Source organism: Sphingobium sp. CCH11-B1 (assembly GCF_001556865.1).
Lineage (GTDB): Bacteria > Pseudomonadota > Alphaproteobacteria > Sphingomonadales > Sphingomonadaceae > Sphingobium.
The window spans coordinates 57,809-71,714 of sequence record NZ_LSJY01000214.1 but is presented as its reverse complement, the minus strand read 5'-3'; the positions used below and the strand labels follow the sequence as shown (position 1 = coordinate 71,714).

16 protein-coding genes and 1 riboswitch are annotated in these 13,906 nt (G+C 65.4%); of the genes, 10 read left to right on the top strand and 6 right to left on the bottom strand.

What is annotated here, in order from left to right; genetic code table 11:
- The first annotated feature begins 8 nt into the window (after nucleotides 1-8).
- Nucleotides 9-1,538 (top strand): DHA2 family efflux MFS transporter permease subunit, encoded by a 1,530-nt coding sequence (locus tag AX724_RS22305; RefSeq protein ID WP_066771498.1) that lies wholly within the window; start codon nucleotides 9-11, stop codon nucleotides 1,536-1,538.
- Between the two features lie 29 nt (nucleotides 1,539-1,567).
- Here the strand turns inward: AX724_RS22305 and mobA are convergent, their stop codons facing one another.
- Complete coding sequence (mobA, locus tag AX724_RS22300) at nucleotides 1,568-2,080, bottom strand: molybdenum cofactor guanylyltransferase (protein ID WP_066771494.1); 513 nt, start codon at nucleotides 2,078-2,080, stop codon at nucleotides 1,568-1,570.
- 53 nt (nucleotides 2,081-2,133) lie between these two features.
- Between mobA and fdhD the strand changes: the two genes are divergently transcribed.
- Both fdhD and AX724_RS22290 read left to right on the top strand, forming a co-directional pair.
- Nucleotides 2,134-2,949, top strand: a complete 816-nt coding sequence (gene fdhD / locus AX724_RS22295; RefSeq protein ID WP_066771491.1) for a formate dehydrogenase accessory sulfurtransferase FdhD — start codon at nucleotides 2,134-2,136, stop codon at nucleotides 2,947-2,949.
- A 42-nt stretch (nucleotides 2,950-2,991) separates the two neighbouring features.
- Nucleotides 2,992-3,209, top strand: a riboswitch (cobalamin riboswitch).
- Nucleotides 3,210-3,381: 172 nt separating this feature from the next.
- Nucleotides 3,382-5,220, top strand: coding sequence for a TonB-dependent receptor plug domain-containing protein (locus AX724_RS22290; RefSeq protein WP_066771489.1), 1,839 nt, complete (start codon nucleotides 3,382-3,384; stop codon nucleotides 5,218-5,220).
- A gap of 41 nt (nucleotides 5,221-5,261) precedes the next feature.
- Here AX724_RS22290 and AX724_RS22285 read toward each other — a convergent pair whose 3' ends face one another.
- Complete coding sequence (locus AX724_RS22285; RefSeq protein WP_066771486.1) at nucleotides 5,262-6,479, bottom strand: penicillin-binding protein activator; 1,218 nt, start codon at nucleotides 6,477-6,479, stop codon at nucleotides 5,262-5,264.
- Between the two features lie 11 nt (nucleotides 6,480-6,490).
- On the opposite strand from AX724_RS22285, the gene rsmI reads away from it, so the two are divergent.
- The 4 genes from rsmI to AX724_RS22265 all read left to right on the top strand — a co-directional run bounded on the left by rsmI (nucleotide 6,491) and on the right by AX724_RS22265 (nucleotide 9,496).
- Nucleotides 6,491-7,333, top strand: a complete 843-nt coding sequence (gene rsmI / locus AX724_RS22280) for a 16S rRNA (cytidine(1402)-2'-O)-methyltransferase (RefSeq protein ID WP_066771483.1) — start codon at nucleotides 6,491-6,493, stop codon at nucleotides 7,331-7,333.
- Nucleotides 7,330-7,683: a YraN family protein gene (locus AX724_RS22275; RefSeq protein ID WP_066771480.1), complete on the top strand. Its 354-nt coding sequence runs from the start codon at nucleotides 7,330-7,332 to the stop codon at nucleotides 7,681-7,683. The genes rsmI and AX724_RS22275 overlap by 4 nt, the downstream gene beginning before the upstream one ends.
- 147 nt (nucleotides 7,684-7,830) lie before the next feature.
- On the top strand, nucleotides 7,831-8,805 hold the full coding sequence (gene gshB / locus AX724_RS22270; RefSeq protein WP_066771478.1) for a glutathione synthase: 975 nt from the start codon (nucleotides 7,831-7,833) through the stop codon (nucleotides 8,803-8,805).
- A gap of 70 nt (nucleotides 8,806-8,875) precedes the next feature.
- Nucleotides 8,876-9,496, top strand: coding sequence for a DedA family protein (locus AX724_RS22265; RefSeq protein ID WP_066771476.1), 621 nt, complete (start codon nucleotides 8,876-8,878; stop codon nucleotides 9,494-9,496).
- On the opposite strand, the gene AX724_RS22260 is transcribed toward AX724_RS22265, so the two are convergent.
- The 4 genes from AX724_RS22260 to AX724_RS22245 form a co-directional block, all read right to left on the bottom strand.
- Complete coding sequence (locus AX724_RS22260; RefSeq protein WP_066771473.1) at nucleotides 9,480-9,767, bottom strand: hypothetical protein; 288 nt, start codon at nucleotides 9,765-9,767, stop codon at nucleotides 9,480-9,482. The two genes, AX724_RS22265 and AX724_RS22260, sit on opposite strands and share 17 nt — an antisense overlap.
- 68 nt (nucleotides 9,768-9,835) lie before the next feature.
- Nucleotides 9,836-10,735, bottom strand: a complete 900-nt coding sequence (locus AX724_RS22255) for a tyrosine recombinase XerC (RefSeq protein ID WP_066771470.1) — start codon at nucleotides 10,733-10,735, stop codon at nucleotides 9,836-9,838.
- Between the two features lie 161 nt (nucleotides 10,736-10,896).
- Nucleotides 10,897-11,223: a hypothetical protein gene (locus tag AX724_RS24670; protein ID WP_231736798.1), complete on the bottom strand. Its 327-nt coding sequence runs from the start codon at nucleotides 11,221-11,223 to the stop codon at nucleotides 10,897-10,899.
- A complete protein-coding gene (locus AX724_RS22245) occupies nucleotides 11,168-11,383 on the bottom strand; it encodes a cold-shock protein (protein ID WP_066771467.1) in 216 nt (71 codons plus the stop codon). The genes AX724_RS24670 and AX724_RS22245 overlap by 56 nt, the downstream gene beginning before the upstream one ends.
- Before the next feature lie 229 nt (nucleotides 11,384-11,612).
- Here AX724_RS22245 and AX724_RS22240 point away from each other — a divergent pair, with 229 nt between their 5' ends.
- The 3 genes from AX724_RS22240 to AX724_RS22230 all read left to right on the top strand — a co-directional run bounded on the left by AX724_RS22240 (nucleotide 11,613) and on the right by AX724_RS22230 (nucleotide 13,905).
- Nucleotides 11,613-12,491 carry an MBL fold metallo-hydrolase gene (locus AX724_RS22240; protein ID WP_066771465.1) on the top strand — a complete coding sequence of 293 codons (879 nt, stop codon included), beginning with the start codon at nucleotides 11,613-11,615 and terminating at the stop codon, nucleotides 12,489-12,491.
- Nucleotides 12,476-13,186, top strand: a complete 711-nt coding sequence (locus AX724_RS22235) for a DUF4230 domain-containing protein (RefSeq protein WP_066771456.1) — start codon at nucleotides 12,476-12,478, stop codon at nucleotides 13,184-13,186. The genes AX724_RS22240 and AX724_RS22235 overlap by 16 nt, the downstream gene beginning before the upstream one ends.
- Nucleotides 13,187-13,266: 80 nt before the next feature.
- The gene (locus AX724_RS22230) at nucleotides 13,267-13,905 is read left to right on the top strand and encodes a hypothetical protein (protein ID WP_231736797.1); all 639 of its coding nucleotides are present in this window, start codon (nucleotides 13,267-13,269) and stop codon (nucleotides 13,903-13,905) included.
- Nucleotide 13,906: the final 1 nt, after the last annotated feature.

Below are 13,906 nucleotides of genomic sequence, written 5' to 3'. Positions count from 1 at the left end.
GCCTCAGCATGAGCGGCGACGACGACATTTTTTCCCGGCTTTCGCCGCGCTCTCGCACCCTGGCGGGGTTGGTCCTGGCGCTCAGCAACCTGATGGTGGTGCTAGACCTGACGATTGCCAACGTGTCGGTCCCGCATATCGCCGGAAATCTCGGCATCTCGCCTGACCAAGGTACATGGGTGATCACCTCCTACGCCGTGGCGGAGGCGATCTGCGTGCCACTTACCGGCTGGCTGGCGCAACGGTTCGGCGTCGTGCGGGTCTTCACCCTGGCGATGACGGGTTTCGGCATCTTTTCGCTGCTGTGCGGACTGTCGCCCACTCTTGGCATGCTGGTCGTCTGCCGCATCGGTCAGGGCATCTGCGGCGGGCCGATCATGCCGATGTCACAGACGCTGCTGATGCGCATCTTCCCGCCGGAAATGCGGGGCAGGGCGATGGGCACATGGGCTATGACGACGTTGATGGGGCCTGCGCTTGGACCGATTGTCGGGGGGTATATCAGCGACAATTGGAGCTGGCACTGGATCTTCTTCATCAACCTGCCGATCGCGGTGCTGTGCGTCCTCTCCGCGCAGGCGCTGCTGAAGCCGGTGGAAACCGAAACGGCCAAGCTGCCCATCGACCGGGTCGGTCTTTTCCTGCTGATTTTCTGGATCGCCTGTCTCCAGATCGTACTCGACATCGGACGGGATCATGACTGGTTCTCCGATCCGCTGATCTTGGCGCTCGCGGTCATGTCTTTCGTCGGCTTCCTGGTGTTCGTCATCTGGGAATTGACAGAGGAGCATCCAGTCGTCGATCTGCGCGTTTTCCGCCATGTCGGCTTCAGTTCCGGCCTCTTCACCCTATCGCTTTGCTTCGGTTCCTATTTCGCCAGCATCGTGGTCATCCCGCAATGGTTGCAGACTTCGATGGGATATACCGCCGCGCAGGCGGGCGTCGTCACCGCCCTGACCGCGATGGCGGCGCTTGTCACCGCTCCTGTGGCGTCCCGCATGATGACCAAGTTCGATCCGCGCCTGCTCATTTCCTGCGCCGTCGCCTGGATCGGCTGCATGTCTCTGGTGCGCGCGCACTGGACCAGCGGCGTGGATTTCGGGACGATGGCGATCCCTCAGTTCATCCAGGGTTTCGCGCTGCCGTTCTTCTTCATTCCGTTGACGACCCTGACGCTGGGATCGGTATTGCCGAGCGAGACCGCATCGGCGGCGGGGCTCCAGAATTTCGTCCGGACGATGGCGACGGCTATCGCGACATCCCTCGTCTTGACCGAATGGGGCGATTCCCAGCGCGTGTCCCGCAACGAAATGGCGAACGTGCTGCAGCCCGATCAGACGCAATCGGTTTTGACGGGCATGGGGCTGTCGGTCGACCAGGCGCGGCAGACCATATCCAATCTGGTCGAGCAGGAAGCGGTCGTCATCGCCGTCGACCATGTATTCTTCCTGTCGGCGATTATCCTGTTTGCGGCCGCCGTTATCGTCTGGATCGCCCCCAAGCCGCGCATGGATGTGGACACATCCGCAGCCCATTAAGGCGGATGTGGCCGCACCGGCAGGACATTTCACATGTTCTTCAGGTCTTCCGGCCGGTTGATGTTGGGCAGGAACAGGCCCGGCACGTGGATTGACCGGCCGCCGGCCCGGTCCAGCCAACCCCTGATCGACCGGTTGTTCTCCTCGGCCAGATGCTGGTCCAGTAGAGGCGCCAGCGAGGCGGGCCACCAACCGATCATGGGTTGTCCGTCCAATATGGCCGCGCGATCCCCAACAAGCGTATCGGGCATCTGTGCAGGATAGACCGGCATATCGCAGCCGGTCGTCAGCACACCGTCGAAACCATTATTCGATGCGTGATGGAGAGCCGCGTTGAGGCCGCCCAGCGGCCCCATGTCGGGCATGGGACGATCCGGCAGGCCATCCATGCGACCGCAGATCACGACCGCTTGCACATGGGGTCGCAAAGCGGCGGCGGCATGCGCCATCAAGGTGCGGCCATCAGGCATCAGGGCTACCGCCTTGTCGCTGCCAAAGCGGCTGGATCGCCCGCCAGCGAGTATCGCGCCCAATATTCGCATCCGTTCGGTCCGACCCCTGTCCCTGTTCCTCGTCCCTGCCTATAGCGGGGGAGATGCACAAGCCCGATGATGCCTTTGCGCTGTTGCGACTGGATCGCCTGACGCCGGACGGCGGGGTCGAACCGGTCGATCGCCAAGTGGCCGAGGAAAGGCCGATCGCGATCGAGTTCAACGGCGTCGGCTATGCCGTGCTGATGGCGACGCCCACGGATCTTGCCGACCTCGTCAACGGTTTCGCGCTGTCGGAACGGCTGACGGGACCGACGAATCCGTTTCTGGACGTGGACTTGCATTCTGTGGCGGGCGGTGTGGTGGCGCGCGCCACCTTGCCGCCTGATCGCGCCGCAGCCCTGTTGGAGCGTGTGCGGCATCGCGCCACGGATTCGTCCTGCGGCCTGTGCGGCATCGAAAATCTGGAGCAGGCGATGCGGCCGCTGCCTCGCGTGAACAATCGCAGCCGGGCGGATCGTGCCGCCATCTTCCGCGCGCTGAGCAGGCTGCACGATCATCAACCGCTCGGGCGCGCGACGGGTGCCGCCCACGCCGCCGCGCTGGTCGATGCACGGGGCGCGATCCGGCTGGTGCGGGAGGATGTCGGGCGGCATAACGCCTTCGACAAGCTGATCGGCGCGATGCGCGCAGCGGACATGGAATGGGACGGGGGATTTGCCCTGCTGTCGTCGCGATGCTCCTATGAATTGGTCGAAAAGGCGGCATTGGCCGACTGCCCGATGCTCGTCACCATCTCCGCGCCCACCCGGCTTGCCGTCGAGCGTGCGGAACAGGCGGCGCTGCCGCTGGTGGCGCTGGCGCGGCCGGACGCCATGCTGGGGCGGGGCGCTGCCCCGCATCGAGGCGCTTGGCTTTAAGCATCCATTCGCCTAAAGGCGCAGGCGCGGCGGCTTTGAGCTGCTGCGCTGACTCGCGCCGGTGCCCTTTCCAGGGCTGAAAACGGGAATGTGGTGAGGGGGATAGTACCCGATTCCACGGCTGTCCCTGCAACTGTGAGCGGTGAGCATGATGCGTCGTGGCCCTATCGGCCCGCCACTGGATCCTTGTGTCCGGGAAGGCGGCCGCATCATCGCGAAGACCCGCAAGCCAGGAGACCTGCCGGCGCATAGTCGCTCTTGCTTTGGTCCAGGGGATGGCCGGGGCACGGTGGTTTTCCGTCGAGCGACGCCATGCGGCCGGAGCCGCATCGTGACGCGCGCGGGGACATTGGCGTCGCCCTTCGCTTGGCATGACCGCTTGCGCGGACGCTCCGGCCTTGACCAGTCGCTTTGACGCTCAGGGCAATGAACATGATAAAATGGGGAATTTCACTCGCAGCGCTGCTCGTGGCGGTGCCTGCACTGGCGCAGGATGACGAGATCGTCGTAACCGCGTCCGGCATAGAACAGCCGCGCGACGAAGTGGGGCAGGCGATCACCGTCATCGATGCGGAGACGATAAAGACCCGGCAGGCGATCGACGTCGTCGACCTGCTCGCCACGACGCCGGGCGTCCGCTTCAACCGGACCGGCTCCATCGGAAGCGCGACCGGCGTGTCGCTGCGGGGCGCGGAAACCACGCAGACACTGGTGCTGATCGACGGGGTGAAGGTCAACGATCCCAGCGGCATCGGCGATGGCTATGATTTCGGTCCGCTGCTGACCGGCAATATCCGCCGGATCGAGGTGCTGCGCGGATCCAACTCGGTCGTCTATGGCAGCCAGGCAATCGGCGGCGTGGTCAACATCATGACCGGCACGCCCTCGGAAGGCTATGGGGCCAATGCGTCCGCCGAATATGGCTATAGCGACACGGTCAACGCCAAGGCGGACGTGTCGGGTACGAGCGGGATAGCGTCGGGCGGCCTCGGTGCTGCCTATTTCCGCACGGACGGCATATCGTCGGCTGCGGGAGGCACGGAGCGCGACGGTTATGAGAATATCGCGACCAACGCCCGGCTCAAGCTCAACTTCAGCGACGCGCTGAGCCTGGATTTGCGCGGCTACTATATCCACGCCGACCTTGATTATGACAGCTTCTTCGGCGTGCCGGCCGACAGCAGCGACGTATCGAAGCTGGACCAATATGTGGGCTATGCGGGGCTGAACCTTGCCTTGCTGGACGGCAAGCTGACCAACCGCGCCGCCGTCACCTATCTGCGCAACGACCGGGACTATTATTTCGTGCGCGGGACCGATCCGGACTATGGGTACAAGGGCACGAACCTTCGCTTCGAATATGAGGGCGTCTATGCCCCGGTCGACGCCGCGCGGTTCATCGTCGGGTACGAGCATGAACGGCCGGATTATGACTTTTTCGGCTTCGGGTCGGCCGACAGCGCCAGGATCAACATCGACAGCGTCTATGGCCTTGCCATCCTGAAGCCGTTTGCGGGCCTTGCCATCACCGGCGGCGTACGTCACGACGACCACAGCCAGTTTGGTGGCGCGACTACGTTCGGCGCGAATGCCAACTATTCGCCCAATGCGGGGGCGACGAATGTCCGCTTGAGCTATGGCGAAGGGTTCAAGGCCCCATCGCTCTATCAACTTTACGATACGTTCAGCGGCAACGCGGCGCTGCGCCCCGAACGGTCCAAAAGCTATGACATCGGGTTCGACCAGAGCCTGGACGATGGGCGCGCCACCCTGTCGCTCACCGCTTTCCGCCGGGATACGCGCGATCAGATAAATTACGACAATGCCACATTCACTTACGGCAATATCGACCGCACCCGCGCCAAGGGCGTGGAGGGGTCGATCGCATTGCGACCGGTGGATGTGCTGACGGTGACGGCCAGCTACAGCTATATCGACGCGCGCGACCGTTCGGCGGGATCGGCGACCTTTGGCAATCGGCTGGCCCGGCGCGCCGTCAATCAGGCGAGCGTGTCGGCCGATTATGTCTGGTCGTTCGGCCTGTCGACGGGAGCGACGATCACCATGGTCGGCGACAGTTTCGACAATGCCGCCAATACGCGCCGGCTGGACGGCTACGCGCTTGCGGGGATACGTGCCTCGTTGCCGATCGGCGAGCATCTGGAAGTCTATGGCCGGATCGATAACCTGTTCGATGAGGATTATACGACCGCCTACGGATACGGCACCTATGGCCGATCCGCCTATGGCGGGGTGCGCGTCCGCTTCTGACCGAAGGGACCGGGCGGGCGTTCAGCCTGCCCGGCTATCCCTCATTCGCCAAAGCCGCGCGGTGCCGGATCGACGACGCTGAAGGCGCCGGCGCCCACCTCATTCACTTCCAGCGCGCGTTCCGCAACGCCGCTGCGGCCGAAGCGGAACGCCCCGTCGATGCCGGAAAAGCCGCCGGCGTCGCGCAGCCGGGCGACGGGGAAGGGAGTTCCGGGGCGCCAGTCCTGCGCGATCCGCACCGTCAGCAACACTGAATCATAGCCGAGGGACGAGAGCCGGAACGGCGCGGTGCCGTAACGGGCGCGGTATTTGTTGGCGAGTTGCCGGTAGAGCCCATCCGATACGCTGGCGAACCACGCGCCTCGCAGCACCGGGCTGGCAGCAAGCGAAGTGTCCGCATTCCATAATTCGGTGCCCAGCAGCCGCGCGCTCGCCCCGCCATTCTTCCGCACGATCGGCGCGATCTGGATTGCCACGCGACCGCTGTCGGCAATCAGCAGCGCGTCATAGCTGGAGGATGCCTGCAGCTTCTTGACCGCGGCGGTGATGGACGCGGGGCTGCGGTCGAAGGTCTGCATCGACACGACCGTTCCGCCCGCCTGCTCCACGGCACGCAGCAGCGCATTGCCCGAGCGTTCGCCATAGACGCCGCGCGGCACAAGCGCGCCGAAGCGGCTCAATCCCTTTTCGCGAGCGAAGCTGACCACCCGTTCAATCGACTGGCTGGGATTATAGCCCATCGCATAGACGCCTTCGCCCGCGATGCTGGCGTCGTTGGAAAAGCTGATGACCGGCACGTTGGCGCGCGCGGCGATCGGCCCGACGATCCGCGCGTCCTCCGCCAGAAGGGGGCCAAGGATCAGGCGGTTGCCATCGGCCAACGCTCGGGACGCGGCAGCCGCTGCGCCGGGCGCTGTGTCATAGGTGGTGATGCGCACCTTGTCGGTCTTGGTGTCCATCAACGCCAGCGTGGTGGCGTTGGCGATGGATTGGCCCACGCCGGCATTGGGGCCTGTGGTCGGCACCAGCAGCGCGACGCGATGCCGCGCCGTGTCGGTCGGCAGGCCCTGTACGACATCCGGCCCGGTGGGGCGAGCGGGCGCAGTGGGCGCGGTAGGCGCTTGCCCCTTCGGCACGATGGACTGACAGGCGGCCAGGGTCAGCGCGCTGGCGGCAAAGGCGATACGGACGCCCCGTTTGAGTGCGGCGAACATATGGGCCTGCCGGGGGGCTTGCCGGGCGGCGTCCGTCTCTGTCATCTGGCGTCCTTATGGAAACTGAACCTTCGGGGCTTGAGCCCGGGCTTTACATCGTCGCAGGGCCGATCGGCAACCTTGGAGACTTGACCCCGCGCGCGGCAGACATACTTCGCCGCGCAGCCGTGATCGCGGTGGAGGACACGCGTGTGAGCGCGCGGCTGCTGCGTCATGCAGGGTCGGATCGGCCGATGATCCCCTATCACGACCATAGCGCCGAAGGCGTCCGCCAGCGGCTGGTCGAACGGATGGCCGGCGAATCGGTCGCGCTGCTGTCGGACGCCGGCACGCCGCTGATCTCCGATCCCGGCTACAAGCTGGTGCGCGATGCGCGGGCGGCCGGGCGCAAGATTACCACTCTGCCCGGACCGAGCGCGGCGATTGCGGCGCTGACGCTGTCGGGGCTTCCGACCGACCGCTTCCTGTTCATGGGATTCCTGCCGGCCAAGGCGAAAGCGCGGGGCGACGCGCTGGACGAAATCGCCGCCTTGCGCGCGACACTGGTCTTCTACGAAAGCGGCCCGCGCCTGTCGGAAAGCCTGTCGGCCATGGCGGCGCATCTGGGCGATCGGGACGCGGCGGTCAGCCGGGAAATCAGCAAGGCGTTCGAGGAGACGGCGACGGGCACGCTGTCGCAGCTGTCGGCGCGCTATGCCGATGCTCCGCCAAAGGGCGAGATCGTGGTCACAGTCGGCCCCCCGGGAGAGGCGCCCCCGGCCAGCGCCGAGGATGCCGACGCGGCGCTGCGAGAGGCGCTGACCCGGCTGCCCGTGTCCAAGGCGGCTGGTGAGGTGGCGAAGAAGCTGGGCCTCGACCGCCGCGCCCTTTATGACCGGGCAATGGAATTGAAGGGATGAAGAAGCAGGCGGCGGAAAAGCGGGGGCGTCAGGCCGAACGCATCGCTGCCTGGTGGTTGCGCCTCAAGGGATGGCAGATTGTCGGGCGGCGACTGCGCACGCCTGCCGGCGAAGTCGATCTGGTCGCGCGAAAGGGCGCGATGCTGGCCTTCGTCGAGGTGAAGGCGCGGGCGACCGCGGCGGAACTGGATATCGCTATCGACGAGCGGAGACTGTCGCGGGTTGCCGCAGCGGCGGAAATCCTGTGGCATGAGCTTGCCAAGGCAGGCGACGACATGCGGATAGACGTAATCCTCCTTGCGCCGGGCCGCCCGCCACGCCATCTGGCGAACGTCTGGCATGGAGGGTGATCCCAACACCTCCGTTCGCCCCGAGGAGCCCCCTGAGCATCGTCGACGGGCGTATCGAAGGGTGGTGCGGGACGGTGCTTCGATACGGGTCTTGGCCTTCGCCCAGCCCCTAAGCAGCACGAACGGATAAGGAAGGACGTCGAGCGCATGACCACACTCAACCCGCTGACCGTCGCCGTGCAGATGGACCCGATGGAGGGGATCAAGATCGCGGGCGATTCCACCTTTCACATCATGCTGGCGGGGCAGGCGCGGGGGCACAGGATCTATCACTATCTTGCGCCTGATCTCACTTTCCGCAGCGGCCGCGTGCTGGCGAAGGCGCGCCCGGTGAAGGTGCAGAAGGTGGTGGGGGATCATTTCGCGTTCGGGCCGGAAGAGGTGCTGGACCTGGGTCGCGATGTGGACGTGGTGCTGATGCGGCAAGATCCGCCGTTCGACCTCAGCTACATCACCGCCACGCATCTGCTGGAGCGGGTGCAGGCAGAGACGCTGGTGGTGAACGACCCGGAAAGCGTCCGCAACGCACCCGAAAAGCTGTTCGTGCTGGACTATGCCCGTTTCATGCCCCCGACGATGATTACCCGCGACCTGGCCGAAGTGCGCAGCTTCCTCGAGCAGCATGGCGAGATCGTGGTGAAGCCGCTTTATGGCAATGGCGGCGTGGCGGTGTTCCATGTCGGCCGCAATGGCGCCAACCTGTCGTCGCTGGTCGAACTGTTCAACGCAAGCTGGGTCGAGCCCTTCATGGTTCAGGCGTTCATCCCCGGCGTCGCGGAAGGCGATAAGCGCATCGTGCTGGTGGACGGGGAAGTCGCGGGCGCGGTCAATCGCATTCCGGGCAAGGGCGAGATCCGGTCCAACCTGGCGGTGGGCGGATCGGCGGCGAAGACCGAACTCACCGACAAGGAGCGCGAGATTTGCGCCGCGCTTGGACCGGAACTCAAGGCGCGCGGTTTGCTGTTCGTCGGCATCGACGTGATCGGGGGCGAATGGCTGACGGAAATCAACGTCACATCGCCCACCGGGATCGTGTCGATCGACGCGTTCGACGGGACGGATACGGGCAGCATGATCTGGGACGCAATCGATGCGCGACTGGCGGAGCGGGCCGCCAACTGAACGGAGCGGGCGTTTGCGCGTTGTCGTCGCGTGACCGCCCCCATTCCCTCCTGCCTGTGAGCCATACAGCATGACCGACTGGGTGCTGCGCCTGATCGACGCCGGCGGTTATTGGGGCATCGGCCTCCTGATGGTGCTGGAGAATGTCTTTCCCCCCATTCCGTCCGAACTCATCATGGGGATCGGCGGCATCCGCGTGGGCCAGGGCCGGATGGCGATGGAGTGGCTGTTGCTGGCGGGCACGGTGGGGACGACCCTCGGCAATTATTTCTGGTATCTGGTGGGGCACCTGCTGGGCTTCGCGCGGTTGAAGCCGCTGGTGGATCGCTATGGCCGCTGGGCGACGCTGGAATGGCAGGACGTGGAGGCGCTTGACCGGCTGTTCGGCAAATATGGCCAGATCGTGGTTTTCGTCTTCCGCTTCATGCCCGCCTTTCGGACGATGATCTCGCTGCCCGCCGGGCTTTTTCGGATGGGGCATATCCGCTTCCTGCTGTGGACGGCGGGCGGGTCGCTGATCTGGAACATCATTCTTGCCTATGCCGGCTATCTGCTGGGCCGCAATTTCAGCGAGATCGACAAATATGTGGGACCGGCGGCGACGGTTTGCGTCGTCGCCGCTGTGATTCTGTATCTGTGGCGGCTGGCGACATGGAAGCCGCGCGGTCAGGCCCCTAGAAAGGGAGCTTGATCCCCACCATGACGCGTTGCGACACGGTGCCGTTGCCGAAGCCCTCGCTTTCTACATGCACATTGCCCTTCACATTGCCGAACAGCCTGATTTCGGCCCGGCCCAGAGGCGGCTCGTTGCTGACCGGCTCTCGCTCGATCCGCTGGCCCGGCCGGCGCGCGGTGACAATGATGGCATTGGAATCCGGAGACGGCTTCACCTTCGCCAGGTCGAAATCTGCCGGAATATCGCCGCTGCCAACGGCTTGCAGGAGCAGAAGGAAACGCAGCATCGATGCATGTCCCGACCATGACTGGGGGATGCAGCCTGCTGGCTAATTGCGGCGCTTTGATGGCTGCCTCAGGCGCGGGGATGGGCGTTGCGGTAGATGTCGAGCAGATGCGCGGCGTCGACCTGCGTATAGACCTGCGTTGAGGACAGGCTGGCATGGCCAAGCAGTTCCTGGAGCGAGCGCAGGTCCGCGCCGCGCGCCAGCAGGTGCGTCGCGAAGCTGTGGCGGAGCGCGTGGGGCGTCGTGCGTTCCGAAAGGCCAAGGCGGCCGCGCGCGCCCTGCACCGCGCGGCGGATGAGGGCGGCGGACAAGGGACCGCCGCGCGCGCCACGGAACAGCGGCTCTTCACGTGCTGTGGGCCAGGGGCATTGATCCACATAGGCCTCGATCGCGGCGCGCACTTGCGGCAGCAGCGGGACGACGCGCGTCTTGTTGCGCTTGCCCGTGACGCGCAGCGTGTCGCCAAGCGGCAGGACATCGCCGTTGAGGCCCATCGCCTCGCCAATGCGCAGGCCTGCGCCGTAGAGCAGCAGCAGCACTGCCCAGTCGCGCGCGCCGATCCATCCCTCGCGCGCCGTTTCGGCAATGTCCCCGGCCAGCGCGACGGCTTCGTCGGGGGAAACGGGACGGGGCAGGCCGCGCTTGACGCGTGGGCCCTTCAACTGGGGGACGCGGGCGTTTTCGCCGCCTGTGAATGTCAGGAAACCGCGCACGGCCGAAAGCTCGCGAGCGGCCGACAGATTGCCGATCCCGTCCAGCCGCCGGCGGGTGAGGAAGGCCCGAAGGTCGGCCTGGTCGAGCGCCGCGAGCAGCGTGCCGGTGACAGGTTCGCCGCGATGCTCTTCAAGGAAGGCGATCAGCCGTTCAGCCGTCGCGACATAGGCACGCACGGTATGGGTGGAGCGCCGCCGATCCAGCGCCAGATGGGCGCGCCAGTGTTCGATGATGGCAGGGCCGTTGTAGGACATTGCGCGCTTAACTTCGCATATTTCCCGCAGAAATCGACATTTTCATGCGCCGATAGGAAATAATGGTGCGACCGGCACAGCGGCGGAACGGGAGGGGAGGCGGACGGCGAGCATGTGCGGGAGCCTAGCAACCCATGCGCCGCTAGGACAGGGCAAAGGGCTCAGCCCTCTTCGGACACCGCCAGGTTCCGCGCCTGCGTTTCCGCGTCACGGCGGGCGCGTGCCGCGTCCGTCGCGTCCTGCCGCCGCGCCATGGTCAGCCAGGCGGATTCCGCCCGCAGGAAACGGTCGCGCACATTGTCGAGCGTCGCGGATTCCGCGTCGCTATGGGCCTGGGCGGCGAGCGCCCGATAGTCGGGATTGGACAGCTTGGCCTCCTGTGGCGATGGGTTGGGCGAGGGTGGCCGGCCGCAAGACCGGCCACCGGTCGGATTATTCGGCGTGGGCGATGTTGACGGCCGCCATCTTGCCGCGCTTGTCCTGCTCAAGGTCGTAGGACACGCGGTCCTTCTCCCGCAGGGTGGCGAGGCCGGCGCGTTCCACCGCGCTGATGTGCACGAAGGCGTCGGAGCCGCCATTGTCGGGGGCGATGAAACCATAGCCCTTGTCCGCGTTGAAGAATTTGACGGTGCCGGTAATGCTGCTCATGATGAGCGTCCTTTCTTTCTGCGCGACGCATCCCGTGTGGACGCGCCGGTTCGCTAAAGGGGCAGGGAAAGAAGGAAGAGGGAGCAGCAAAGCGCCGAAGACCGTCGATTTGCGACTATAGCCCGAAGTGTGTAGCACAGACGGCGCGCAATAGCAAAAGCGGCGCGCCAGGGCCGCTCGCCGCTGTCTTCCATCTTGAATTTCCTGGCCAGATGCGCACATGGGACGCATGGCAACACCCTTCGATCCGGCCGATCTGCCGACCGGCATCATGATGTCGCTCTCTCCCCTGGTGCATCGCGTGCTGGCGCCGAACCCGTCGCCCTTCACCTATACGGGCACGCAGACCTATCTGGTGGGGACGGATGAACTGGCGGTCATCGATCCAGGCCCGAACGATGCGGATCATCTGGCGGCCCTGGGCGCGGCCATCGCCGGACGGCGCGTCGTCGCCATCCTGTGCACCCACACGCACCGCGACCATAGTCCCGCCGCCCGCCCCCTGAGCCAGGCGACGGGCGCGCCGGTCGTTGGCTGCGCGCCGCTGACGCTGGAGGATGACGGCCCGCGCGCCGACGCAGCGTTCGACGCGGATTATCGGCCGGACCGCGTGCTGCGGGACGGGGAGATGGTGGTCGGGTCGGACTGGACGCTGGAGGCGGTGGCGACGCCCGGCCATACGTCCAACCATCTTTGCTTCGCGCTGCCGCAGGAACGGGCGCTGTTCACCGGCGATCATGTGATGGGCTGGTCGACCAGCGTCATATCCCCGCCCGATGGCGACATGACCCACTATATGAGCTCGATGCAGCGGCTGCTGGAGCGGGAGGATGCGATCTACTATCCCGCCCATGGCGACCCGGTCGACAATCCACAACGGCTGGTGCGCGGCATGATGGGCCATCGCAAGCAGCGCGAGGGGCAGATATTGCGCTTTTTGGAGCGGAACGGGGAAAGCGCGATCCCCGCCATGGTCGCGGAGATGTACAAGGGCGTCGATCCCCGTCTGTATGGCGCGGCGGGACGGTCAGTTTTGGCGCACCTGATCGACCTGGACGGGCGGGGCGTGGTGGCAACCGCCGGGGACGGGCAGTGGCGGATGCGCTGAAACGCTATGCCGGGCCGATCCTGGCGGCTCTGCTGATCCTTGGCATTGGCGGCGCGATGTTGGTCGGGTGGCAGCGTTACAATCGCGACTATGTCGTGTCGGTCGGGGATGACGGGTCGGCGGTGACGAAGATCGTCGCCGAGAAGATCGGCGGCGCGAGCAGCCTGCGCGTGTCGCAGCTCAACGGCACGATCCAGAGCACGGCGCAGGATGTGCGGGGATTTGGCCTGCTGAAATCGGATCAGGTGGTGAAAATGCCCTATTCGGTCTACTATTTCGTCGACCTGTCGGGCCTGACGGCGCGCGATCTGGAATGGAATGCGCAGACCCGGACGCTGATCGTCAACGCCCCCGACGTGAAGCCGGGCAGGCCCAATGTCGATGAAAGCCGCCGGACGCTGGTGCGCACCAACGGCATGTTCGTGACCCGCCAGGCGGGCGAGGAACTGAGCCGGCGTGCCTCCGCCCACGCGCAGGCGCGGGCGGAGGCTTCAGCGACGTCGCCCGAACGCATGGCGCAGGCGCGCGAATATGGTCGCGCCGCCGTGGCGAAGATCATGGCCGCGCCGCTGGGCGCGATCGGCTATGGCGACGCGCGGGTGCTGGTGACGTTTCCGCCCGAGCGACGGGATGCCAATCGCGACCGGTGGGACGTGACCACACCGATCAACGAAGTTCTTCAAAAGCATAAATAACAAGCGGTTGGCACAAAATTGACGCTGCACCGCCAGTAATGATATCACTCCGTTCAGCGAGAAGGCGTGCGGGGGACATCATGGCGACGCAGGTATCGGCGGCGAGGGTCGTCTTCGACCGTGAACATCGTTTCTTCTTCATCAGTGCCTGTATCATGGCGCTGGTGCTGGTGGCGGGTTTTTCGACCAATATCCTGTTTCATCGGTCGACCTTCGCGGTGCCGGTACTTTATCATGTCCACGCCGTGACCTTCTTCGGCTGGGTCATGCTCTATCTGCTCCAGACCGGGCTGGTCGCAACGGGATCGAGGGCGCTGCACAAGCGGCTGGGCTGGCTGGCGCTGGCATGGGTGCCGGCGATGGTGGGGCTGGGCACGGCGATCACGCTTACCGTCATCCGGGGCAATGGCGGCCCTTTTTTCTTCGCCCGCGACGAGTTCCTGATCGGCAATCCGGTGGGCATCCTTACCTTCGCTGGCATCGTCTTCTGGGCGATCAGCCTGCGCCGGCGCACGGACTGGCACAGCCGGCTGATGCTCTGCGCCATGGCGTCGATCACCGGGCCGGGGTTCGGCCGGCTGCTGCCGATGCCGCTGCTGATGCCGGTCGCCTGGTGGACGGCGGCGGTGGTCTTTCCCGTCCTGTTCATTCTGGCGGGAATGCGCCGGGACAAGCGGGGGTTCATCCCGCCTATATATGGGGCCTGTGCCTTCTCATAGG

Excerpts from the sequence above, each read along its gene's own strand:
- AX724_RS22305 (WP_066771498.1), top strand. The coding sequence starts at position 9 with ATGAGCGGCGACGACGACATTTTTTCCCGGCTTTCGCCGCGCTCTCGC.
- mobA (WP_066771494.1), bottom strand. The coding sequence starts at position 2,080 with ATGCGAATATTGGGCGCGATACTCGCTGGCGGGCGATCCAGCCGCTTT.
- fdhD (WP_066771491.1), top strand. The coding sequence starts at position 2,134 with ATGCACAAGCCCGATGATGCCTTTGCGCTGTTGCGACTGGATCGCCTG.
- AX724_RS22290 (WP_066771489.1), top strand. The coding sequence starts at position 3,382 with ATGATAAAATGGGGAATTTCACTCGCAGCGCTGCTCGTGGCGGTGCCT.
- AX724_RS22285 (WP_066771486.1), bottom strand. The coding sequence starts at position 6,479 with ATGACAGAGACGGACGCCGCCCGGCAAGCCCCCCGGCAGGCCCATATG.
- rsmI (WP_066771483.1), top strand. The coding sequence starts at position 6,491 with ATGGAAACTGAACCTTCGGGGCTTGAGCCCGGGCTTTACATCGTCGCA.
- AX724_RS22275 (WP_066771480.1), top strand. The coding sequence starts at position 7,330 with ATGAAGAAGCAGGCGGCGGAAAAGCGGGGGCGTCAGGCCGAACGCATC.
- gshB (WP_066771478.1), top strand. The coding sequence starts at position 7,831 with ATGACCACACTCAACCCGCTGACCGTCGCCGTGCAGATGGACCCGATG.
- AX724_RS22265 (WP_066771476.1), top strand. The coding sequence starts at position 8,876 with ATGACCGACTGGGTGCTGCGCCTGATCGACGCCGGCGGTTATTGGGGC.
- AX724_RS22260 (WP_066771473.1), bottom strand. The coding sequence starts at position 9,767 with ATGCTGCGTTTCCTTCTGCTCCTGCAAGCCGTTGGCAGCGGCGATATT.
- AX724_RS22255 (WP_066771470.1), bottom strand. The coding sequence starts at position 10,735 with ATGTCCTACAACGGCCCTGCCATCATCGAACACTGGCGCGCCCATCTG.
- AX724_RS22245 (WP_066771467.1), bottom strand. The coding sequence starts at position 11,383 with ATGAGCAGCATTACCGGCACCGTCAAATTCTTCAACGCGGACAAGGGC.
- AX724_RS22240 (WP_066771465.1), top strand. The coding sequence starts at position 11,613 with ATGGCAACACCCTTCGATCCGGCCGATCTGCCGACCGGCATCATGATG.
- AX724_RS22230 (WP_231736797.1), top strand. The coding sequence starts at position 13,267 with ATGGCGACGCAGGTATCGGCGGCGAGGGTCGTCTTCGACCGTGAACAT.